General features: G+C 71.9%; 21 protein-coding genes and 3 tRNA genes. 9 read left to right on the top strand and 15 right to left on the bottom strand.

The window, feature by feature from the left end; genetic code table 11:
• Window positions 1-150 precede the first annotated feature (150 nt).
• The 5 genes from ASF17_RS04465 to ASF17_RS04445 all read left to right on the top strand — a co-directional run bounded on the left by ASF17_RS04465 (window position 151) and on the right by ASF17_RS04445 (window position 5,144).
• A complete protein-coding gene (locus ASF17_RS04465; RefSeq protein ID WP_055795790.1) occupies window positions 151-1,353 on the top strand; it encodes a pyridoxal phosphate-dependent aminotransferase in 1,203 nt (400 codons plus the stop codon).
• Between the two features lie 95 nt (window positions 1,354-1,448).
• Entirely contained in the window at window positions 1,449-2,369 is a 921-nt protein-coding gene (locus ASF17_RS04460; RefSeq protein WP_055795787.1) for an ABC transporter ATP-binding protein, read from the top strand.
• Window positions 2,366-3,175 (top strand): ABC transporter permease, encoded by an 810-nt coding sequence (locus tag ASF17_RS04455; protein WP_055795785.1) that lies wholly within the window; start codon window positions 2,366-2,368, stop codon window positions 3,173-3,175. Before ASF17_RS04460 ends, ASF17_RS04455 begins: the two co-directional genes overlap by 4 nt.
• A gap of 53 nt (window positions 3,176-3,228) precedes the next feature.
• The gene (locus tag ASF17_RS04450; protein ID WP_082475064.1) at window positions 3,229-4,491 is read left to right on the top strand and encodes a sensor histidine kinase; all 1,263 of its coding nucleotides are present in this window, start codon (window positions 3,229-3,231) and stop codon (window positions 4,489-4,491) included.
• Window positions 4,488-5,144: a response regulator gene (locus tag ASF17_RS04445; RefSeq protein WP_055795784.1), complete on the top strand. Its 657-nt coding sequence runs from the start codon at window positions 4,488-4,490 to the stop codon at window positions 5,142-5,144. Before ASF17_RS04450 ends, ASF17_RS04445 begins: the two co-directional genes overlap by 4 nt.
• Before the next feature lie 24 nt (window positions 5,145-5,168).
• On the opposite strand, the gene ASF17_RS04440 is transcribed toward ASF17_RS04445, so the two are convergent.
• Genes ASF17_RS04440 through ASF17_RS04430 form a run of 3 tightly spaced genes read right to left on the bottom strand, consistent with a single transcriptional unit; the run spans window position 5,169 to window position 7,143 of the window.
• Window positions 5,169-6,260 (bottom strand): UDP-N-acetylmuramate dehydrogenase, encoded by a 1,092-nt coding sequence (locus ASF17_RS04440; protein WP_268761056.1) that lies wholly within the window; start codon window positions 6,258-6,260, stop codon window positions 5,169-5,171.
• Window positions 6,257-6,688, bottom strand: coding sequence for a MaoC/PaaZ C-terminal domain-containing protein (locus ASF17_RS04435; RefSeq protein ID WP_055795783.1), 432 nt, complete (start codon window positions 6,686-6,688; stop codon window positions 6,257-6,259). Before ASF17_RS04435 ends, ASF17_RS04440 begins: the two co-directional genes overlap by 4 nt.
• Window positions 6,685-7,143: an FAS1-like dehydratase domain-containing protein gene (locus tag ASF17_RS04430; RefSeq protein ID WP_082475063.1), complete on the bottom strand. Its 459-nt coding sequence runs from the start codon at window positions 7,141-7,143 to the stop codon at window positions 6,685-6,687. The genes ASF17_RS04435 and ASF17_RS04430 overlap by 4 nt, the downstream gene beginning before the upstream one ends.
• 94 nt (window positions 7,144-7,237) lie before the next feature.
• On the opposite strand from ASF17_RS04430, the gene ASF17_RS15945 reads away from it, so the two are divergent.
• Both ASF17_RS15945 and ASF17_RS04420 read left to right on the top strand, forming a co-directional pair.
• Complete coding sequence (locus tag ASF17_RS15945; protein ID WP_055798171.1) at window positions 7,238-7,570, top strand: DUF3072 domain-containing protein; 333 nt, start codon at window positions 7,238-7,240, stop codon at window positions 7,568-7,570.
• Window positions 7,571-7,792: 222 nt separating this feature from the next.
• The gene (locus ASF17_RS04420; RefSeq protein ID WP_235476372.1) at window positions 7,793-8,680 is read left to right on the top strand and encodes a UbiA family prenyltransferase; all 888 of its coding nucleotides are present in this window, start codon (window positions 7,793-7,795) and stop codon (window positions 8,678-8,680) included.
• A gap of 27 nt (window positions 8,681-8,707) precedes the next feature.
• Here the strand turns inward: ASF17_RS04420 and ASF17_RS04415 are convergent, their stop codons facing one another.
• From ASF17_RS04415 to ASF17_RS04395, 5 genes are all read right to left on the bottom strand, one after another.
• Window positions 8,708-9,856, bottom strand: coding sequence for an FAD-dependent oxidoreductase (locus ASF17_RS04415; protein WP_235476478.1), 1,149 nt, complete (start codon window positions 9,854-9,856; stop codon window positions 8,708-8,710).
• 5 nt (window positions 9,857-9,861) lie between these two features.
• Window positions 9,862-10,596, bottom strand: a complete 735-nt coding sequence (locus tag ASF17_RS04410; RefSeq protein ID WP_235476371.1) for a methyltransferase domain-containing protein — start codon at window positions 10,594-10,596, stop codon at window positions 9,862-9,864.
• A complete protein-coding gene (locus ASF17_RS04405) occupies window positions 10,593-11,774 on the bottom strand; it encodes a type III polyketide synthase (RefSeq protein ID WP_055795776.1) in 1,182 nt (393 codons plus the stop codon). Before ASF17_RS04405 ends, ASF17_RS04410 begins: the two co-directional genes overlap by 4 nt.
• 148 nt (window positions 11,775-11,922) lie before the next feature.
• A tRNA-Met gene (locus tag ASF17_RS04400) sits at window positions 11,923-11,996 on the bottom strand.
• 51 nt (window positions 11,997-12,047) lie between these two features.
• A tRNA-Thr gene (locus ASF17_RS04395) sits at window positions 12,048-12,119 on the bottom strand.
• Between the two features lie 127 nt (window positions 12,120-12,246).
• Between ASF17_RS04395 and ASF17_RS04390 the strand changes: the two genes are divergently transcribed.
• Window positions 12,247-12,810 (top strand): 2'-5' RNA ligase family protein, encoded by a 564-nt coding sequence (locus ASF17_RS04390; protein WP_235476370.1) that lies wholly within the window; start codon window positions 12,247-12,249, stop codon window positions 12,808-12,810.
• Between the two features lie 38 nt (window positions 12,811-12,848).
• On the opposite strand, the gene ASF17_RS04385 is transcribed toward ASF17_RS04390, so the two are convergent.
• On the bottom strand, window positions 12,849-13,814 hold the full coding sequence (locus ASF17_RS04385; protein WP_055798158.1) for an aldo/keto reductase: 966 nt from the start codon (window positions 13,812-13,814) through the stop codon (window positions 12,849-12,851).
• A gap of 77 nt (window positions 13,815-13,891) precedes the next feature.
• Here ASF17_RS04385 and ASF17_RS04380 point away from each other — a divergent pair, with 77 nt between their 5' ends.
• Window positions 13,892-15,643 (top strand): glycoside hydrolase family 13 protein, encoded by a 1,752-nt coding sequence (locus ASF17_RS04380; protein WP_082475060.1) that lies wholly within the window; start codon window positions 13,892-13,894, stop codon window positions 15,641-15,643.
• 87 nt (window positions 15,644-15,730) lie between these two features.
• On the opposite strand, the gene ASF17_RS04375 is transcribed toward ASF17_RS04380, so the two are convergent.
• From ASF17_RS04375 to ASF17_RS04350, 6 genes are all read right to left on the bottom strand, one after another.
• A complete protein-coding gene (locus ASF17_RS04375; protein WP_055795774.1) occupies window positions 15,731-16,996 on the bottom strand; it encodes a M23 family metallopeptidase in 1,266 nt (421 codons plus the stop codon).
• A 221-nt stretch (window positions 16,997-17,217) separates the two neighbouring features.
• A complete protein-coding gene (locus tag ASF17_RS04370; RefSeq protein ID WP_082475059.1) occupies window positions 17,218-18,045 on the bottom strand; it encodes an inositol monophosphatase family protein in 828 nt (275 codons plus the stop codon).
• Between the two features lie 67 nt (window positions 18,046-18,112).
• Window positions 18,113-18,194 (bottom strand) — tRNA-Tyr (locus ASF17_RS04365).
• Between the two features lie 93 nt (window positions 18,195-18,287).
• On the bottom strand, window positions 18,288-19,754 hold the full coding sequence (cls, locus tag ASF17_RS04360) for a cardiolipin synthase (protein ID WP_055795772.1): 1,467 nt from the start codon (window positions 19,752-19,754) through the stop codon (window positions 18,288-18,290).
• Between the two features lie 3 nt (window positions 19,755-19,757).
• Window positions 19,758-20,246 (bottom strand): YajQ family cyclic di-GMP-binding protein, encoded by a 489-nt coding sequence (locus tag ASF17_RS04355; protein WP_055795770.1) that lies wholly within the window; start codon window positions 20,244-20,246, stop codon window positions 19,758-19,760.
• 111 nt (window positions 20,247-20,357) lie between these two features.
• On the bottom strand, window positions 20,358-21,734 hold the full coding sequence (locus ASF17_RS04350) for an FAD-dependent oxidoreductase (RefSeq protein ID WP_055798149.1): 1,377 nt from the start codon (window positions 21,732-21,734) through the stop codon (window positions 20,358-20,360).
• Between the last annotated feature and the right edge of the window lie 22 nt (window positions 21,735-21,756).

Genomic DNA, 21,756 nt, shown 5'->3' with positions numbered 1-21,756 from the left:
GGGCCGACACCAAGCTCACCACCGCCGATCGATGCACGGTGGGCGACGCCGTGAGGCGCGCAAAAGCTTGGCGATCATCGACCGCCTGGACCAGTGTAGGCGACCGCGCGGGCCGGTGTAAAGCCGGGCCCGCGGGCTAGGCTGACGGGCGTGACCACGCCAGCCCGCCGCCTCTCGTCCCGCATCGCGTCCATCGCCGAGTCCGCCACCCTGAAGGTCGATGCGAAGGCCAAGTCGCTCGTCGCGGCCGGGCGTCCGATCATCAGCTACGGCCCCGGCGAGCCGAACTTCGCCACCCCCGATCACATCGTCGAGGCCGCGGTGGCCGCGGCTCGCGACCCGCGCAACCACCGGTACTCCGCGGCGGCCGGCCTCCCCGAGCTCCGTGAGGCCATCGTCGCCAAGACGCTCCGCGACAGCGGGACGACCGTCTCGACCTCGCAGGTGATCGTCACGAACGGCGGCAAGCAGGCCGTCTACCAGGCGTTCCAGGCGCTGCTAGACGACGGCGACGAGGTGCTGCTCCCCGCGCCCTACTGGACCACCTACCCCGAGGCGATCGCCCTCGCCGGCGGGGTGTCCGTCGAGGTGTTCTCCGGCGCCGACCAGGACTACAAGGTGACCGTCGACCAGCTCGAGGCGGCCCGCACCGAGCGGACGAAGGTCCTGCTGTTCTGCTCGCCGTCCAACCCCACCGGCGCCGTCCACTCCCCCGCCGAGGTCGAGGCGATCGGCCGCTGGGCCCTCGAGAACGGCGTCTGGGTCGTCACCGACGAGATCTACCAGAACCTCACCTACGACGGCGTGGTCGCCACCTCCATCACGCAGGCGGTCCCCGAGCTCGCCGAGCAGACCATCCTGGTGAACGGCGTCGCCAAGACCTACGCGATGACCGGCTGGCGGGTCGGCTGGATGATCGGCCCGGCCGACGTCATCGCCGGGGCGGCCAACCTGCAGTCCCACCTGACCTCGAACGTCTCGAACGTGTCGCAGCGGGCCGCCATCGCGGCGCTGACCGGCTCGCAGAGCGCCGTCGAGGCGATGCGCGCCTCCTTCGACACCCGTCGCGCGACGATCGTCCGCGAGCTGAACGCCATCGAGGGCGTCGTCACCCCGACGCCCGAGGGCGCCTTCTACGTCTACCCCGACGTCACCGGTCTGCTCGGCCGCGACTGGAACGGCGTGACGCCGACCACGTCGCTCGAGCTGGCCGATCTCATCCTCGAGCAGGCCGACGTGGCGGTCGTGCCCGGAGAGGCCTTCGGGCCGAGCGGGTACCTGCGTCTGTCGTACGCCCTCGGAGACGACGAGCTGCTCGAAGGGGTCCGGCGCCTCCAGCGTCTCTTCGGCTAGCACGCGGCCGCCGCGACGAGGGTCAACCGGTCGATGGACGCCCGCTCGACCGGTCGACCCTGGTGCCCGGCCGAGAAGGGGCGCACCCTGGTCACATGACCTCAGAACCCGTCGTGCGCGTGCGCGACCTCACGAAGAGCTACGGGGCGACAGCTGCTCTGCGAGGCGTCTCGTTCGACGTCGAACCCGGCGAGACCCTCGGGCTCCTCGGCCCCAACGGGGCCGGCAAGTCGACCACCATCGAGATCCTCGAGGGCTACCGCGACCGGAGCTCCGGCGAGGTGTCCGTGCTCGGCGTCGACCCCCGTCGGGGCGGTCTCGACTGGAAGGCCCGCCTCGGCATCGTGCTGCAGACCTCGGGCGACCAGGGGACGGCGACCGTCCGTGAGCAGATCGCGCACTTCGCGGGCTTCTACCCCCGCCCGCGCGACGTCGACGAGGTGCTCGTGGCCGTCGGCCTCGAGGCCAAGGCGAACGCCCGGATCCGCTCGCTGTCGGGTGGGCAGCGTCGTCGCGTCGACGTCGCGCTCGGCGTGGTCGGCCGCCCCGAGCTGCTGTTCCTGGACGAGCCGACCACCGGATTCGACCCCGAGGCGCGTCGCGCGTTCTGGCAGCTCATCCGCTCTCTCTCGTCGGACGGCACGAGCATCGTGCTGACCACCCACTACCTCGACGAGGCGGCTCAGCTCAGCGACCGGGTCGCCGTCGTGACGGGCGGCCGCCTCGTCGCCCTGGGCCGACCCGACGAGCTCGGCGACGAGGAGACGCGCACACCGCGGGTCACGTGGCTCGACGACGACGGGCGCCATGACGTCCGGACCCCGGAGCCCGGCGCGTTCGTCGCGCGACTCCACGCCGACGGAGGTGAACCGCGCTCGCTCGAGGTCATCCGGCCGTCGCTGGAGGACGTCTACCTCGACCTGGTCGCGCGGGCCGAGCAGACCGCCGACGGCCCCGAGGAGGCGCCGGCCGCGGTCGACGCGCACCGCGCCTCCTCGGCGGGGGTGACGTCGTGAGGACGCTGACGCTCGGAGCGAGTCGCACCCGGTACGAGGTGCGGTCGTACTTCCGGGCCGGGGACACGGTCTTCTTCACGTTCCTGTTCCCCGTGGTCATGCTGGCCATCTTCTCGACGGCGTTCAGTGCGTCGGGCTCGTTCGGCACACGCGCCGACGGCAGCGAGGTCGGCGCCGCCGCCTTCTATCTGCCCGGCATGATCGCCGCGGGCATCCTGCTCTCGGGCGTGCAGAACCTCGCCGTCGACATCGCCCTCGAACGAGGCGACGGGACGCTCAAACGGCTCGCGGGGACCCCGCTGCCGGTGGCGTCGTACTTCGTCGGCAAGCTCGGCCAGGTGCTCGTCACGAGCCTGCTGCAGGTCGCCCTGCTCGTGCTCGTGGCGCGGCTGCTCTTCGGCGTGCCGCTGCCGACGGAGGCGTCGTCGTGGGCGACGCTCGCCTGGGTCTACCTGCTCGGCATCGCGACCTCGGCCCTCGTCGGCATCGCCCTCTCGCGGGTGCCCCGCAGCGGCAAGAGCGCCACCGCCGTCATCGTGCCGATCACCCTCGTGCTGCAGTTCATCTCGGGTGTCTACCTGCCCTTCACGCAGCTGCCCGAGTGGCTGCAGACCGTGGCCTCGGTGTTCCCGCTCAAGTGGCTCGCGCAGGGGATGCGCAGCGTGTTCCTGCCCGACACGTTCGCCGCCGCCGAGGCCGGGGGCTCGTGGGACCTCCCCGGGGTGGCCCTCTGGCTCGTCGTGTGGCTCGTCGCCGGCGCGGCCGCATCGGTGCTGACCTTCCGGTGGATCCGGAAGGACGGGTGAGGGCCGTCGGGATCGGGCCGCGCACCTCCCCCGACGGCGCTAGCGTGTCGCCCATGGACGACGACCGCGACCGATCCGATGCCGAATGGCGCGAGCTGTCGGGAACGGCCCTGTCGATGCGGTGGTGGGACGCGGGTCTCGCCCTGACCGCCGTCGTCCTCGGCGTTCTCGCGGCGACGTCGTCGAGCTCCCGCGTGGGGCTGTCGCTCGCGGCCGTCGGGGCTCTCGTGCTCGTCTGGTCCGCCGTCGCCCGACCCGTGATCCGCCGGAACGAGGGGCGGCTCTCGTCGCAGGCCGTCGTGGCGGCCGGGGCTCTCGTCGTCGCCGGCGGCGCCGCGGTCGCGGCGACCCCCGAGCTCGCGACCCTCCAGGCCTTCGTCATGCCGGTGCTCTGGACCCTCATGCCCGGCCCGCGCCCCGCGATCGCGGCCAACATCGCCCTCTGCCTGGCGATCTCGGCCGGCTTCGTCGTCGGGCTCGGCTGGTCGGCCGACACGGTCGCGACGGCGGTGACGAGCGAGGCGCTCTCGCTCGTCTTCAGCATCGCGCTCGGACTCTGGATCACGACCATCGCCCGGGTGGGCGCCGAGCGCGGACGCCTGCTCGACGAGCTGCGCGACGCCCAGGCCGAGCTCGCGGCCCGCAGCCGCGACATCGGCAGCAGCACCGAACGCGAGCGCCTGGCGAGGGAGATCCACGACACGATCGCGCAGAGCCTGACCGGCGTGGTCATGCTGGCGCAGAGCACGCGCGGCACGCTCGAGGGCGGCGACGTGGACGGTGCGCTGGCGCGGCTCGGCACCATCGAGGAGGCCGCTCGGGAGGCGCTGACCGAGGCCCGCACGCTCGTCGCGGCCACCGCCTCCTCGGGATTGACGGGTCGTGACGTCGCCGCCGCCGTCGGCCGCGTCGCCGAGCGGTTCCGCCGCGAGAGCGGCGTCGACGTCTCGGTGCGGGCCGAGGCGGTCGATCTCCCGCGCGACCTGCAGGTGGTCCTGATCCGGGTCGTGCAGGAGGCGCTGGCCAACGTCCGCAAGCACAGCGGCTCGCCGACGGCCCGGGTGGGCCTCACCACCCGCGACGACGCGGCGGTGCTGACCGTCGCTGACGACGGCCGCGGCTTCGATCCGCACTCCCCCTCGACCGGCTTCGGGCTGATCGGGCTGCGCGAGCGGCTCGCCCTGGCCGGCGGCTCGTTCGACGTCGAGACCGGCCCGGCGGGCACGACGATCACCTGCCGCCTGCCTCGGACCCCGGCCGGGACCGGCGACCTCCGCCCGGACGCCGGGTCGACCGTCGGGGCGGTGACGGCGTGACCCGCCACCGCACGCTCGTGGCGGACGACCATCCGATCGTGCGCCAGGGGATCGCCGCCCTGCTGGGCGCCACCGACGACTTCGACGTCGTCGGCCAGGCAGGCGACGGGCTCGAGGCCGTGGCGCTGGCCGCCGCTCTGGAACCCGATCTCGTCGTCATGGATCTCCGCATGCCGGGGCTCGACGGCGTCGCCGCGACGGGGGCCGTCCTGGCGGCGCGCCCGTCGACGCGCGTCGTCGTGCTGACGACGTACGAGACCGACGACCATCTGCTCTCGGCCATCGAGGCGGGCGCGAGCGGCTATCTGCTCAAGGCGTCGCCCGAGGCGGAGCTGCTGGCGGGTCTGCGCGCCGTCGTGGCCGGACAGGTCGCCCTGGCGCCGTCCCTCGCCGTGCGGCTGGCCGGATCGGCCCGGCGGGGGACGGAGCCGGTGCCGCGGGCGAGTCCGCTCAGCCCCCGCGAGACCGAGGTGCTCGCTCTCGTCGCCGCGGGCTGCTCGAACCCCGAGATCGCCCGCCGGCTGTTCGTCGCGGAGGCCACGGTGAAGACCCACCTGGTGCACGTCTTCGAGAAGCTGGCCGTCGCGGATCGGACCCGGGCCGTCACCCTCGCTCTCGAACGGGGCTACCTGCCGAGCGGTCCGTCGTCGTAAGGCGCCCGCGCGGGGGCGTGCGACTCAGAGCGACAGGCCGAGCAGCACCGGCTCCGGGTGCAGCACGACCCCGAACTCGGCGGTGACGCGCTGCTGCACGAAGCGGGCGAGCTCGACGACGTCGTCGCCCGTCGCCGACCCGCGGTTCGTGATCGCGAGCGTGTGCTTGGACGAGATCGCGGCACCCGAGCCGGGCAGACGGAACCCGCGCTCGATGCCGGAGTGCTCGATGAGCCACGCCGCGCTCAGCTTCACCGCACCGGATCGGATGGGCGGCGGCGCGGCCGGTTCTTCACCCAGAGGGACGACGCGCGGCTCGGCGTCCGGCTCGAGACGCCAGCGCGGAGCGTCCGACGGCAGCTCGGCCGCGACGGCGCGCGAGACGACCGGATTCGTGAAGAACGATCCGCTCGAGGCCGTGTCGCGATCCGCCGCGTCGAGCACCATCCCCTTGGCGGCGCGGAGCGCGAGCACGCTCGAGCGCACGTCGGCGACCGAGACCCGGGCGCCGAGGTCGACGCCGAGCGCCTTCGCGAGCTGGGGGTACGCGACCTGCTCGCTCACCCCGCCTCCGTCGACGAGCGCGAATTCGACGGCCGTGACCACGCCCCGGCGGCCCTTCTTGAAGACGCTCGTGCGGTAGCCGAGCCCGAGGTTCGCCGCCGGGATGCGGACGAACTCGCCGGAGTCCTCGTCGAGGAAGTCGACGGCGACCACGGTCGTCGCGACCTCCTGCCCGTAGGCGCCGATGTTCTGGATCGGCGAGGCGCCGGTGGAACCGGGGATGCCGCTCAGCGCCTCGAGACCGGAGAGCCCCTCTGCGACCGTCGCGGCCACGAGATCGTCCCACGGCTCGCCGGCGGCGACGCGGAGATGCACCCGGTCGTCGTCGGACCCGACGCGCTCGACGCCCCGCGTGGCGACGTGCACGACCGTGCCGTCGAAGGGCTCGTCGGAGGCCACCGTGTTCGACCCGCCTCCGAGCACGAACCAGGGGTCGCCGAGCGACCAGGCCTCGCGCACGGCGAGGAGGAGCTCGTCGGTCGTGGTCGCCTCGAGGAGCCGGGCGGGTTCGCCGCCGACCTGCATCGTGGTGAGCTCGGCGAGCGTCGTCACGCCAGGGTCACCACGACCTGGGCCCTGCCCAGGACGGTCTTCTCCGCGTGGGTCACCGTCAGGTCGACACGGGCCGTCCGGGCCTCGTCGTCGAGATCGGCGATCGTCGCGACCACCGAGATCTCGGCGCCCTCGACCGGATCGACGACGACCGGGCGCGTGAACTTGACCTGGTACGAGCTGACCCAGCCGAGCACGCCGGAGTCGTCGCCGGAGCCCTCGAGCCAGTCGACCACGGGCTGCACGGCCATGCCCATGGTCAGCATGCCGTGGGCGAGCACCCCCGGCAGGCCGACGGACGCGGCGACGTCGTCGCGGTAGTGGATGGGGTTGAAGTCCCCGGAAGCGCCGGCGTAACGGACGAGGGTGTCGCGACTCAGGGCGTAGGTCGTGGTCGCGATCACCTGCCCGACCTCGAGGGCGCTCACGCGTCGTCCCCGTCGGCGGAGCGGACCACGAGGGTCGACACCGCGGTGACGACGTGGGCTCCGTCGGCGTCGACCATCGCGGACGACGCCGTCACCACGGAGACGCCGCCGCGGTTCTTGACGCCCGTGACCGTGAGGGTCGCGGTCAGCTCGTCGCCGGCGACGATCGAACGCGAGAGGGAGAAGCTCTGCTCGCCGTGGACCACGCGCGAGAAGTCGATGCCCGCGTCGGGCTCGGCCAGGAGCTGCGCCAGAGTCGCCTCCTGGACGACGATCGCGAAGGTGGGCGGGGCCACGACGTCCGCGTGACCCGCCGCCCGAGCGGCCTGGACGTCGAGCGAGAGGGGACTCGTGGAGCCGGTCGCCCTCGCGAACTCGCGGACTTTCTCTCGGCCCACCAGATAGGGCGGCGCCGGCGGGAGGACCCGCCCTGACAACTCGGGGTTCACAGACACGTCGACGAGTGTACCGAGCGCCCCCGATGCTGGGACGGGTGTCGGTGGCACGGCGTACGGTCACGGCATGAGCGACTCCAACATCGATCCCGACATCACGCCCGTCGACCCCGCCTCGGCCGAGGCCGAGCAGACCGCACCCGCCGACGGCACGACCCCCGGTGGCGAGACCCTCGGCGGCCAGGCCCCGAGCGGCGACGCCCCCACCGGCGAGACGCTCGGCGGCGAGCGCCCCGACGCCTCGAACACCGCCTCGAAGGACCCGGAGCAGTGGGTCACCGGCGACGAGCCCATCACCGGCCCGCAGAAGAGCTACCTCGACACACTCGCTCGTGAGGCCGGCGAGGAGCTCCCCGCCGACATGACCAAGGCCGAGGCGAGCGAGCACATCGACCGCCTCCAGCAGAAGACGGGGCGCGGAGCCTGACCGTTCGCGTCCCGAGTCTTCTCACCCGGACCGGCGCGACGTATGCTCGTCCCACGTCTGGGATGGTAACTCGACGCAGGTGCCCCCTCTCGGTCTGGAGCTGGTTCTGATCCGCTTGCCCCATCGACCCTGCGGCACCGGGGTGCGTGCCCGGATCCTCACCGGTCCGGGCACGTCAGCTCCGACCTCCGTGACACCGATCGCCGATCCCCGGATCGCATCGTGAGCACTCGTGCGTCGCCCGGCTCCGCTCTGCGGGTGGTCGCCGCGGTGCTGCGGTCGTCGCACCCCGGTCCCACGCTCACGGTCACCGTCCTGACCGTCGTGCTCGGCCTCGCCATCGGACTCCCGGCGGACCGCCTGGCCGTCGTCGCCGTCGGCGTCCTCGCCGGTCAACTGGCGATCGGTCTCTCGAACGACGTGATCGACGCCGAACGCGACCGCCGGGTCGGTCGCCGCGACAAGCCGATCGCTCAGGGCGTGATCGCTGCACGCACGATCCTCATCGTGGCCGTGGCGTGCGCGCTGATCGGGTTCGGACTGCCCTTCGCCCTGGGGCCCGGCACCGGGATCGCTCATGCCGTCCTGCTGGCCTCGGGTCTGGCGTACAACGCGGGGTTGAAGGGCACGCCCGCCTCCGTCGTGCCGTTCGTCGTCAGCTTCGGGATCCTCCCCGCCGTCGTGACCCTCGCCGACGCGCCCCCGGCCCCTCCGGCCCTCTGGGCGCTGGGCGTCGGCGCCGTCTTCGGGGTGGCGATCCACTTCACCAACGTGCTGCCCGATCTGGCGGACGACGCTCGGACGGGCATCGTGGGGCTCCCTCACCGACTCGGCCGGCTCCGCGCCGGTCTCGTCGCGTTCGGAGCGCTGGCGTCGGCCGCCGTGCTCGCCCTCGTCGGTCAGCTCACATCGAGCCCCGCGGACATCGACGGCCCGCACCTCGCCCTCGCGTTCGGCGGAGCCGCGGTCGTCGTCGCCCTGGCCGGCATCGGCGCGGCCGCCGTGCTGCAGGGCCGGTCGTCGCGGCTGCTGTTCCGGCTGATCATGGCGTCGGCGCTGCTCCTGGTGGCGCAGCTCGCCGTCGGTGGAGCAGCCCTGACCGCGCGCTGACGGCGCCCGTCACGGCCGGCGGTGCGATCAGACGAAGCGCATCGCGTACGTCGCTGCGAGCAGGCCCGACGTCGGGAGGCCGAGACCCAGGCGGATCACGGTCCGTCGGGCTGCGAGCGCGACCGGACCGCACGGGCGGCCGAGGGCCGTGTTGACCTGCGCCTGACGGGCCGCACGATGCGCGGACCGTCGCCGCGCCTCCTCGTAGCCGGCGAACAGCTGCGGATCGAGACGCCGCCCGCCCGCCCGGCGCAGAGCCCTGCCGATGACCGGCGCGACCGCCTCGGCGTCGAGCCAGCCGAGATTCATGCCCTGACCGCCGATCGGGCTGATCTGATGAGCCGCATCGCCGATCAGGACGACACGACCGGCCACGGTCGACGTCGCGAGTCGCGTCCGCACGGTGAACGAACTGCTCATCGTCCCGGTGGAGGGGTCGAGCGCCAGTCCGGTCCTCTCGGCGACGAGTCGCGCCACGGTCTCGACCGAGGCTCCGTCGGCCGGGACGGGCGTGGCGACCACGAATCTCCGGACGCCGCCCGGGAGGGGGAACGACTCGACCACCCCGGCGCCCTCGAGCGACACGACGGCCCTCTCGCCGTCGCCGGTGTCGTCGCGGACGTCGGCCATCGCGTAGTGATCGCCTCGTTCCGACGCCGGAGCCGAGATGCCGACGAGTCTCCGCACGGTGCTGCGGGCACCGTCGGCGGCCAGGACGAACCGCGCCGCGACCTCGGCCGGCCCGTCCGGTCCGCTCCCCCGCAGCACGACGTGCTCGGCCGTCTGCTCGAGCGACAGGGCCTCGACGCCGAGACGCAGAGCGTCGGGGGCGACGGACGCGAGTCGGGCGCGGAGCAGCCGCTCCGTCTCGGACTGCGGTCTCGCCGCCACGAACGGGTACCGCGTGTCGACGCGGGCGAAGCTCAGGCGACCCAGCGTGCGGCCCGATCCGCGAGCCTCCGCGTCCGTGATCCGCACGGCCCCCGCGACGATGTCGTCGGCGAGGTCGACGGCGTCGAACGCCCGCAGCGACGGCGGATGGATGCCGATGGCCCGCGACTGCTCGGGAGGCGCGGCGCGGCGCTCCCAGACGACGACGTCGAGTCCCTGCCGGGCGAGCAGCAGCGCGGCGAAGACCCCGACGGAGCCGCCGCCGACCACGGCGACGTCGTGCATCCGCCTCACGCCGCCTCCTCCCTGGCCCGCTCGGGTGCGTGCACGAGCCAGAGCCGGAACGGACGGCGGGCGACCACGCGCCACCGCGGCGGGACGACGGCTCGGAGCTCGTCGGGCCGGAAGCTGCGACGGATCGAGCGCAGGCCGTCGACGCGGACGAACGAGCGCCCGGCGAGCGGGAGGCTCCCGATCCAGTACGCGAGGTAAGCGGTGCGCGCCCGCCGGATGTCGACGTGCACGACGAGGCGCTCCGCCAGTCTCTCGCTGTCGTCCAGGACGGATGCGCGCGCCTCGTCGTCGAGGTGGTGCAGGACGTGGTTCGAGACGACGACGTCGAAGCGCTCGCCCGCCGTCACGAGATCCCCGCTCGACACGCACCGGTACTCGACGCCGGGCAGCGGGTGCTCGGAGGCCCAGCCGTGCGCGCGAGCGTCCGGGTCCGCGGCGACGATCTCGAGACGGAGACCGTCCTTCCGGGCGCGACGCATCAGACCGCGTGCGACGTCACCGCCCCCGGAACCGAGATCGAGCAGCCGGAGCGGCCGCTCGTCGGACATCATCGGCCGGAGAAGCTCCCGGTAGATCGCCCCCCACCCGCCCACGAGCGCGTTCACGAGCGGGAACAGGCCGTACGTCCTCTCGAGCAGCCGCAGGTCGCAGTCGGGATCGTCCATCAGCTCGACCAGACCGGCGTCGCGCCGGTCGAGGTCGACCCGCGCCGCACGGGGCGCTCGACTCACGAGGCGATCCGGCTGCGGAACGATCCCGTCTCGACGGTGAGTCCCGGCCCGAAGGCCATCGCGACCACCCGCTGAGGCCGAGGAGGCGCGGTGGACGACCACGCGCCTCCTTCGCCGGTCAGGGCCTCGCGCATCACGAACAGCACCGTCGCGCTCGACATGTTGCCCGCCTCGCGCAGGACCTTCCGCGACGCGGCGACCTGGTGGTCGGCGAGACCGAGGCGGTTCTGCACGCGGTCGACGATGCTCCGTCCGCCCGGGTGGACGGCCCAGAGGTCGATGTCGGCGGCCCTGAGCCCGTCGGTCCACAGAGCCGCCAGGGCCTCGTCGACGTGCTGCTCGACGATGTGGGGCACGTAGCTGCTGAGGACCATGTCGAAGCCGCTGTCGCCGATGCTCCACGCCATGTCGCCCTCGCCGACCGGCGTCAGCACGGTCTCGAGAGCCTCGACGTCGAGCACCCGGCTGCCCTCGGGCGCGGGCCGAGCCGTGATGATCGCGGCCGCCGCGCCGTCGGCGAAGACGGAGGACGCCACGATCGCGTCGGGGTCGGACGAGCTCCGCAGATGCAGAGTGCAGAGCTCGGCGCAGACCACGAGCACCACGGCGTCCGGGTCGGCCAGGCACGTGTCGCGGGCCGATCGGATCGCGGGGAATGCGCCGTAGCAGCCCATGAAGCCGATGTGGAGGCGGCGCGTCGAGGCGGCCAGCCCGAGCGCGCGGACGAGGAGGTAGTCGGGGCCGGGCGCGAAGAAGCCGGTGCACGAGACGGTGACGACATGGGTGACGTCGGCGGCCGTGATCCCCTCGGCGCGATCGAGGGCGTCACGTGCGGCCGCCTCGAAGAGGGCCGGGCTCCGCTCGACGTAGACGTCGTTGCGCGTGCCGGTGCTCGGATCGAGGATGCGGCCGGTCTCGGAGTCGAGGAAGACGGGCGCCTCGAGGGGTTCCGACCCGAGGCCGCCGCCCTCCGACCCGCCGGCGCCGAGCTCGTCGATGACCGTGTGGCGGGTGTCGATCGCGGCCGCGTCGAAGACGGACCCGACGAGGCGGGTCGCGAGGCGGCTCAGCCCCGGCTGCGTGCGGAACACGTCTCGGATGTGCTCCTGGCCGATGACCGTGTCGGGAACGGCGGTGCCGATGCTGCGGATGCTGACGGGATCGGCGGGGGCGGGCATACGTCATGCTATTCCGCCGCAGGGCCGCCACGACCGGCGTGGCCGCTCGGGTTGACACGACGCCATCGGATCGGACGGTGCTGCGACCGGACGGATCGGGCGGACCGGGCCGCAGACGACAGAAGGCCCTCCGGAGAGGGCCTTGCGGTAGCGAGGGCGGGACTCGAACCCGCGACACCACGATTATGAGCCGTGTGCTCTAACCAACTGAGCTACCCCGCCGCAGGCTGTGAACCCCGCCGTATCGATGAGCGACGGGACCGTGACAGCCGGAGCCCCGAGTCAGGTTTGAACTGACGACCCCTTCCTTACCATGGAAGTGCTCTACCACTGAGCTATCGGGGCGTGACCACCGGGTCGCGATCTGCTCGCGGCCGATTGGCACCAGGCAATGTTAGCAGAGCCCGGAGGGTGCTGCTGCCACCCGTCGCGCACCCGGCGCGTCACCCCTCGACGGCGCAGAATCGACCGGGTGCACAGCATCGAACTGCTCCTCGACGACGTCACCGACGCGGGCGTCCGCGAGTCCTGGGCCGCCCTCGCCGGCGCGGGGCTGCCCTCCCTCGCCCATCACGCGGGTGAGACCAACGCGCCGCACGTGAGCCTGTCGGTGACGGAGCACCTCGACGACCGGGCCGACCCGCGCCTCCGGCGGATCTCCCGCGCCCTGCCCCTGCCGCTCGGACTGGGCGGACTCGTCGTCTTCGGGCGCCCGCCCCGCGGGCTCGTCCTCGCCCGCGGCGTCATCCCGACGGCGGCCCTGCTCGCCCTGCACCGGGACGTGCACGAGAGCGCAGGAGGCGCGGCGACGGTGGCGCACACCACCCCCGGTGGGTGGACGCCCCACGTGACGCTCGCCTCGCGGCTGGACCCCGATCAGCTGGCACGCGCCATCGAGGTGCTGGCCGAGGCCGACCGGGCCGCCGCCTCGACGACGGCACCGGAGCCGGGCGGTGCAGCGGGGCCCCCCGAGAGCGGCCGGGTCGTGGCCCTCCGTCGGTGGGACTCCGACGCGAGGACCGTGACGATCCTCTGACGCGAGGACGTCGGCGGTCCGGACCGGGGAGGCGCGGGTCAGGCGGGCGGCCCCGACACGGCCTCGAGGGCGGCGAGGTCGTGCTCGGAGAACTCGACGCCGGCCGACTCGAGGAGCCCTTCGAGCTGGATCGTCGTCCGAGCGCTCGCGAGGGCGCCGACCACGTTCTGACGGGTCGCCAGCCAGGCGATGGCGACCGCACCCGGCACGACGCGCTGTCGGTCGGCGATCTCGACGAGCACCTCGACGATGCCGAGGTTCTTGGGGGTCACGTAGCTGAGGGCGCGGTTGCCGCGTGGGGAGTCGCCCCGACCCGAGTCGCCTCGGTACTTGCCGGTGAGGAATCCGCTGGCGAGCGACGAGTGCGGCAGGACGGCGAGACCGAAGTGGTCGACGATCGGCTGGACGTCGTTCTCGTAGTCCGTCCGGCGCACGAGATTGTAGGCGGCCTGGACGGCGGCGAAGCGGTGCAGACCGTCGCGATCGGCGATCGCGAGCGCCTGCCGGAGTCTCGCGCCCGTGTAGTTCGACGCGGCGGGGTATCGGATCTTGCCCTCGTCGACCAGTTCGCTGAGCGCCGCGACCGTCTCGTCGAGCGGGGTCTCGTCGTCGTCGAAGTGAGTGAAGTAGTAGTCGATGTAGTCGGTGCGCAGCCGGCGCAGGGACGCGTCCACGGCGGTCCGGATGCTCGTGCGGGTGAGCCCCGGGGCGTCGGGATGCTGACCGCACTTCGTGCTCAGCAGCACCCGTTCGCGATTGCCCGGGCGGGCGATCCACCGACCGATGATCGTCTCCGACTCGCCGCCCACGTTGCCGGGCAGCCAGGCCGAGTAGACGTCCGCGGTGTCGATGATGCGGCCGCCGTCGCCGACGAAGACGTCGAGCACCTCGAAGGCGGTGGGCGCACCCACCGTCCAGCCGAAGACGTTGGTGCCGAGGGCGAGGGGGAAGACGGGCCCGTCGGTCGGATCGTCGGCGGTCGCGGGGACGCTCGGTGGGGTCACGGTGGGGGCCAATCGCAGTCGGGTCGTGACTGCACGCTAGCGGATGACCGCCCGACGCCCTGCCGTATCGTGGCCTCATGTCCTCATCAGAGCCCACGGGCGACACGCTCGACGCCCCCGCAGACTCCGAGACCGACGCCACCACCCTCATCGACGAGGCTCCGAGCCCCTCGTCGGAGAGGGGCGGCGAGTGGTGGCGGTCTGCCGTCATCTACCAGGTCTACCCCCGCTCGTTCGCCGACTCCGACGGAGACGGCATCGGCGATCTGCCCGGCATCACCTCCCGGCTCGGCGATCTCGCCGACCTGGGGGTCGACGCCGTGTGGCTGTCGCCGTTCTACCGATCCCCGCAGCGCGACGCCGGCTACGACGTCGCCGACTACCGCGACGTCGACCCGCTGTTCGGCAGCCTCGACGACTTCGACGCCCTGCGCGCGCGAGCGACGGACCTCGGGCTGAGGGTCATCGTCGACGTCGTCCCCAACCACACCTCGTCGGACCACGCCTGGTTCCAGGCGGCGCTGGCGGCGGAGCCCGGCTCGGTCGAGCGCGGCCACTACCTCTTCCGCGACGGCCGGGGGGACGACGGCGAGCTGCCGCCGAACAACTGGGAGTCGATCTTCGGAGGCCCGGCCTGGACTCGGGTGACCGAGGCCGACGGCTCGCCCGGCCAGTGGTACCTCCACCTCTTCGACTCGTCGCAGCCCGACCTCGACTGGACCGACCCGTGGGTGCGCGAGCAGTTCATCGACGTGCTCCGCTTCTGGCTCGACCGCGGGGTCGACGGGTTCCGCGTCGACGTCGCCCACGGCATGATCAAGGCCGAGGGCCTGCCCGACTACACGCCCCCCTCCGACGCCGGCAGCATGGGCGGCGGCCAGGGCGAGTCCGCTCCCCCGCCCTACTGGGGCCAGGACGGGGTCCACGAGATCTACCGCACCTGGCGCACCGTGCTCGACGAGTACCCCGGCGACCGCGTGCTCGTCGCCGAGGCCTGGGTCGAACCGCTGTCGCGACTGGCCGACTGGGTGCGTCCCGACGAGATGCACCAGGCGTTCAACTTCTCGTACCTCGAGACGGGCTGGTCGGCGGGCGAGATCCGTCGGGTCGTCGACTCCTCCCTCGAGGTGTTCTCGAGCGTCGGGGCGCCCAGCACCTGGGTGCTGAGCAACCACGACGTCGTCCGGCACGCCAGCCGCCTCGCCCTCACCGCCGAGAACCCCCAGGGCCACGGCATCGGCCCCCTCAGCGCCGGCCTCCCGATCCCCGAGCTCGGTCTCGCCCGCGCCCGCGCGGCCACGGCCGTCATGCTCGCGCTCCCCGGCAGCGCCTACCTCTATCAGGGCGAGGAGCTCGGACTCCCCGAGGCCATCGATCTCCCCGACGACAGCCGTCAGGATCCCACCTGGTTCCGCACGAAGGGCGAACGCTACGGGCGGGACGGGTGCCGTGTGCCTCTGCCCTGGGCCTCCGGCGAGCCGGCCTTCGGGTTCAACTCGACCGGCGCCTCCTGGCTGCCGCAGCCGTCGGACTGGTCGACGTACGCCCGGGACGAGCAGGTGGGCGTGACCGGCTCGACGCTCGAGCTGTACCGGCTGGCTCTCCGTCTGCGATCGGAGCTCGACCTGGGCACGGCGGAGATCGGCTGGCTCGACGAGTACTCGCGAGACGTCGTGGCGTTCCGCACCGCCGGGGTCACCGTGCTCGCGAACCTGGGCGAGGTCGCCGTCGAGCTGCCCCTCGGCGAGGTGCTGCTGTCGACCATGACGCTCGACGGGCCCGCCCTGCCGCCCAACGCGGCGGTCTGGCTGCGCGACGTCGACGCCTGACGTCCGTCCCGACGACGACGAGACCCCCGGGCGCCTGCCCGGGGGTCTTCTCGTGGGGCCCGTCTCGGGCCACGCGCGTCTCCGACGTCAGTTCGTGTTGGCGGTGAGCCAGGGGTACGGGTCGACGGGGACGCCGTTGAGGTGGATCTCGAAGTGCAGGTGCGCGCCCGTGCTGTTTCCGGTGCTGCCGACGGCGCCGATGATCTGACCGACGGTCACGGTCTGTCCGACGGAGACCGCCACGGAGCCGCTCTGCATGTGCGAGTAGGTCGAGGTCACCTTCTGGCCGTCGACGACGTGCTCGATCTCGACGTGGTTGCCGAAGGCGCCCGACGGCCCGGTGACCGCGCTGACCGTGCCGTCCGCGATGGCCTGGATCGGCGAACCGGCGCCGGGGATGAAGTCGAGACCCTGGTGGAAGGTCGAGCAGAAGCTGCAGTTGCTGACCTGTCGGGCGCCGAATCCGCTGCTGATCGGCACACCGGTCTGGAACGGCCACTGGACGGTTCCCGCGACGTCGTTCGAGAAGGTGCTCGAGCTGGTCGACGCGTACTCGTTGACGACGATGGTGCTGACGGAGTAGCCGTCACGCGAGACGCTCGCCTCGGGGGCGGCCCCGGCGGCGACGAAGCTCTGCTGCGCACCCGCCGCCTTCTTGGCTGCCGTGAGCTCGGGGGTGTCGACGAAGAACGCGTTGGCCGGGACGGACGTCGCGACCAGCATCGCACCGGCGAAGAGCATGGCTCCGACGACGGTGACGCGCTGCGACGTGCGCCTGAACGACGACCCCCGGGAGGCGGTGCTCGCGGCGACCGCGGAACCGGCGGTCGTGCGAGCCGGCCGGCGCGATGCGCCGCGGACGGCGCCGCTGCGACTCGGCGCACCGCCACCCGCTGCGGGGCGCCCGGCCGCCGAGCGACGGGCGGTGGGCTCGGAGGGTGCGGCAGGGGCGCCGGGGTGGGCCGGGCGGCGACGCGCGGAGGTCGCGGCAGCGGCCTCGGCGGCGCGACGGGCGCGGCGCGAGTCGTGGGCGGGCACGCCGTCGACCGGCGCCATGACGGAGGGAGCCGTGACGGAGGGAGCTGCGACGGCGGGCTCGGTCACGATCGGGGCCGAGACGACGCTCTCAGCGGCGACCGACGCACGTGCCTCGGATCCGACCGCGGATGCGCTGCCCTGCGCGGCGCGGGCTGCTGCACGCTCGGCCTCGCGCAGCTCGCGGCGCGTGGCGAAGGTCGGGACCGTGATGCTCGCGGTGGGGGTGTCCGAGACGGTGACCAGAAGATCGTTCTCTGCTCCGATGGACGGGATGCCGTCGCCGTCGGGCTCGGAGATGTTCTGGTATTTCGACACGTCTGATGGATCCTCGGGGTTGTCGGGACGGAGAGGCGGTTGCTCCCTCTTCTTCTCGGCCGCTACCCCGTAGACCATGTCACGGAAAAGTAACGAACCAGTCAAGGGTAGCCGAAGGGTGAACGGATGGCTACCCGCGGCCGCCGATCGAGGCCACCCCGGGCGTCGTGCCGGGGTCGGACGGGCGAGGTCGCCGCCACCCGGCCGGGTCGCCCGACGGCTCAGAACCCGGCCTCGACGAGGACTTCCCGCAGCTCGTCGGCGATGCCCGGAGCGGCCGCCACCGTGAGTCGCTCGTCGGGCGCGTCGTCGCCCTCACCGCCGACCACGGCCCCCGCCTCGGACGCCACCAGCACGCCGGCGGCGTGATCCCAGGGCTTGAGTCCGCGCTCGGCGTACGCGTCGAGACGGCCGCTCGCGACGGCGCAGAGATCGAGCGACGCGGCGCCCATGCGACGGACGTCGCGCACCCGGCCGATGAACCTCCCGAGGATCTCGGCCTGCTCGACGCGACGGGTCGCGTCGTACGAGAACCCGGTGCCGACCAGCGACTGCGACAGGGAGGCGGGCGACGCGACGGCGAGACGGCGGCCCGACGACCACGCACCTCCCCCGAGCGAGGCCTCGTAGGTCTCGTCGGCGAGCGGGTTCACCACGCAGCCGGCCAGGGTCCGCCACGATCGCGGATCGGGACCGCCCTCGACGACGGCGACGCTGACCGCCCACTGCGGGATGCCGTAGAGGAAGTTCACGGTGCCGTCGATGGGGTCGACGACCCAGGTCAGCCCCGTCGACGAGTCGTCGGGCGCACCCTCCTCGCCGAAGAAGCCGTCGCCCGGCCTCTCGCGGGCGAGCCTCTCGCGCAGGTACTCCTCGACCTCGCGGTCGGTGTGCGTGACGACGTCGACCAGGCTGCTCTTCGTCGCGGCCACCTCGACCCCCGCGGCACGACGTCGGGCGGCGAGATCGGCGGCGTCGATCGCGACGGAACGGGCCACCTCGAGCAGGGCTGCGATGCTCGAGGCGTCGACCGGGGGTTTCTCGGACACGGTGCCTCCTGAGGGCGATCGGGTCGTGAAACACGAACGGACTCGAGTGATCGAGTCCGTTCGAGAGTGGCAAGTGAGGGATTCGAACCCCCGAAGGCTACGCCGGCTGATTTACAGTCAGATCCCTTTGGCCGCTTGGGTAACTTGCCATGCACGCCCAGCCCATGTGTTCACCGACCGGAGGCGCCAGACAAATATACAGCCTTCTGGACCTCGCGCCGACCACGGGCACGCTCAGCGTGTCACTGCACCGCGGAGGTGAGACGGGCGACGTTGTCGAGCACCTTCGAGCGGAAGGGGCGGGTCAGCCAGTCGTCGAGGAGGAGCTCCCGGCTGGCGTCGCGGTACTCCTGCTCGACCTCGCGCAGCTGACGGACGAATCGGCGGCCCCGGATCATGATCGAGATCTCGAGGTTGAGGCTGAAGGAGCGCATGTCCATGTTGCTCGACCCGACGACGGCGACCTCGTCGTCGATCGTGATGTGCTTGGCGTGCAGGACCGTGGGCGATCGGTACAGGAAGATGCGGACCCCGGCTCGCAGCAGCGCCTCGTAGTACGAGCGCTGCGCGTGGTACACCACGGGCTGGTCGCCGATCTCGCTCACGAACAGCTGCACGTCGAGGCCGCGCTGCGCCGCCGTGGTCACGGCGTAGAGCATCGACTCGTCGGGGACGAAGTAGGGGCTCGTCAAGATGATGCGGTCCTGGGCGCTGTAGAGGAGCGAGTTGAACAGCCGCAGATTGTTCTCGCCGTCGAAGCCGGGCCCGCTCGGCACCACCTGGCAGTCGATCGTCTCGGTCGAGTCGGCGACGTGCACCGGGTCGGTCTCGCGGAGCAGCAGCTCGTCCGTCTCGCTGTACCAGTCGGTCACGAACAGCGCGTTGATGCCGGCCACGATCGGACCGTCGAAGCGGACCATGAAGTCCTTCCAGGCGAGCCCGCGGCGGCGGTTCTTGCGCTTCTGGTAACCCCGGTCGATCATGTTCTGCGATCCGGCGAAGGCGACGAGACCGTCGATCACCAGCAGTTTGCGGTGGTTGCGCAGGTCGGGCCGCTGGTAGCGGCCTCTGAAGGGCTGCACGGGCAGCATCAGTCGCCAGTCGACGTCGATGCGATCGAGGCGCTTGCGGGTCCTGCGGTAGCCCGGGTACCCCCGGCTCGCGATGTGATCCATCAGGAGGCGCACCGTGACGCCACGACGACGCGCGTTCTCGAGGGCGACGAAGAAGGGCTCGGTCGTGGCGTCGACGCTCGTGATGTAGAACTCGGCATGCACCCAGCGCTCGGCGCCGTCGACGGCGGCGACCATGGCGTCGATCGACTCCTGATAGTCGGAGTGCAGCTCGGCGGTGTTGCCGCCGACGAGGGGCATCGCACCGAGCTTGCGGTTCAGCTCGACGATCGTGTCGAGCCATGCGGGCCAGGGGTGGTCGCGTTTGACCCGCTCGATGCCCTCGGTGGTCTCGACGATGTACTTGTTGATCTCGGCCTGCTTCTCGCGGCGGCGACGCGGGAGGCGCCTGCTGCCGACGAGCAGGAAGACGATGAAGCCGACGTAGGGGATCAGGAAGATCGCGAGCAGCCACGCGGTGGCCGTCTGGGGACGCCGGTTGATGGGCACGTAGACGATGGCGAACACCCGGATCGCGATGTCGACGACGAGACCGATGACCGCGAGGGTGGGGGCCACCCACGTCGGCAGCTCCATCGACTACCGGAAGTTGACGAACTGCAGGTCGACCTCGAGGTCGGCCTTCTTCAGGAGAGCCATCGTCGCCTGGAGGTCGTCGCGGCTCTTCGACTGGACGCGCAGCTCGTCGCCCTGGATCTGGCTCTTGACGCTCTTCGGCGCCTCGTCGCGGATGATCTTGCCGATCTTCTTCGCCTGATCCTGCTCGATGCCCTCTTTCAGGGCGGCCTCGATGCGGTACTCCTTGCCGCTGGCGAAGGGATCGCCTGCGTCGAGGTGCTTCAGGCTGATGCTGCGCTTGATGAACTTCGACTCGAGCACGTCGAGGACGGCCTTGACGCGCTCCTCGGTGTTCGCCTTGAGCAGCAGCTTCTCGCCGCTGTAGTCGACCGAGGCGCCCACGTTCTTGAAGTCGTAGCGCTGCTCGATCTCTTTCTGCGCCTGGTGGAGGGCGTTGTCGACCTCCATCTTGTCGACCTTGCTGACCACGTCGAAGGAACTGTCTGCCATGGGAGACAGCCTAGCCATCCCCTCCGACGCCGGTGACGCCGTTCACGCCACGGGCCGCTCGCGGCCATGGAGGTCGCGAGCGGCCCGCGGAGGAGACCGAGGAGGCGCGGGTCAGGCGGTGCGCGCCTCGTCCGCACGCGAGACGCGGACCATCTCGTCGCGGGGCACGACCTTGACGCGGACGCGCTCGTGCTCGTGCGCCGCTCCGAGCGCCTGCTCGTGCTCGTCGAGGCGGTGCCATCCGTCGAGGTCGGTGAACTCGACGCAGCGAGCCGCGAGCAGCGCGGGGACGGCGTCGGGACCGAGCTCGCTCGGCTGCCACCAGCTCGCCTGATCGCGGATGACGTGCGAGACGGTCTCCATCGCGTCGCTCTTCGTGTGACCGATGAGGCCGACCGGGCCGCGCTTGATCCAGCCGGTGGCGTAGACGCCGGGGACGATCTGGTTGTCGTCGTCCATCACCTGGCCCTCGTGGTTCGGGATGACCCCGCGGCGCTCGTCGAAGGGGATGCCGTCGAGGGGCGATCCGAAGTAGCCGACGGCGCGGTACACGGCCTGCACGGGGACGTCGCGCATCTCGCCCGTGCCCTCCACGCCGCCCTGGCCGTCGGGCCGGGTGCGCTCGTATCGGAACGCCGAGACGCGGCCCTCGTCGTCGCCGACGATCTCGACGGGCTTCGCGTAGAAGTGCAGATGCAGACGCCGCGAGGCCTGTCCGACCTCGCGCTGACGCCACTGGTTCAGCACCTTGTCCATCACGAAGACCTGCTTGTTGGTCGCGATGGCCGTCTTCGAGGCCTCGTCGTGATCGAAATCCTCGTCGTAGACGATCATGTCGACGTCGCGCAGTTCGCCGAGCTCGCGCAGTTCGAGAGGCGTGAACTTGACCTGAGCCGGTCCGCGGCGACCGAAGACGTGCACGTCGGTGACCGGCGAGGCCTTGAGCACCTCGTAGACGTTGTCGGGGATCTCCGTCGGAAGGAGGTCGTCGGCGTGCTTCGCGAGGATCCGCGAGACGTCGAGGGCGACGTTGCCGACTCCGACGACGGCCACCGACGACGCGTCGAGCGGCCAGGTGCGCGGGACGTCGGGGTGCCCGTCGAACCAGCTGACGAAGTCGGCTGCTCCGTAGCTGCCCTCGAGCTCGATGCCGGGGACGTCGAGGTCGGCGTCGCGGATGGCGCCCGTCGAGAAGATCACGGCGTTGTAGTGCTTCTTGAGGTCGTCCAGGCTGATGTCGGCGCCGTAGCGCACGTTGCCGAAGACGCGGATGTCGCCGCTGTCGAGCACGTCGCGGAGGGCGTTGACGATGCCCTTGATGCGCGGGTGGTCGGGCGCGACGCCGTAGCGGACCAGGCCGTAGGGGGCGGGCAGCTGCTCAAAGAGGTCGATCTGGACGTCGAACCCCTTCTGGGCTTTCAGCAGGATGTCGGCGGCGTAGATGCCGGCGGGTCCGGCTCCGACGATGGCCAGTCGCAAGGTGGTCACGGTGTTCTCTCTCATCCTGAGG

It is taken from the genome of Frigoribacterium sp. Leaf263 (assembly GCF_001422285.1).
Lineage (GTDB): Bacteria > Actinomycetota > Actinomycetes > Actinomycetales > Microbacteriaceae > Frigoribacterium.
The sequence above is the reverse complement of the archived record's forward strand: the minus strand, read 5'-3'. Positions and strand labels throughout refer to the sequence as shown.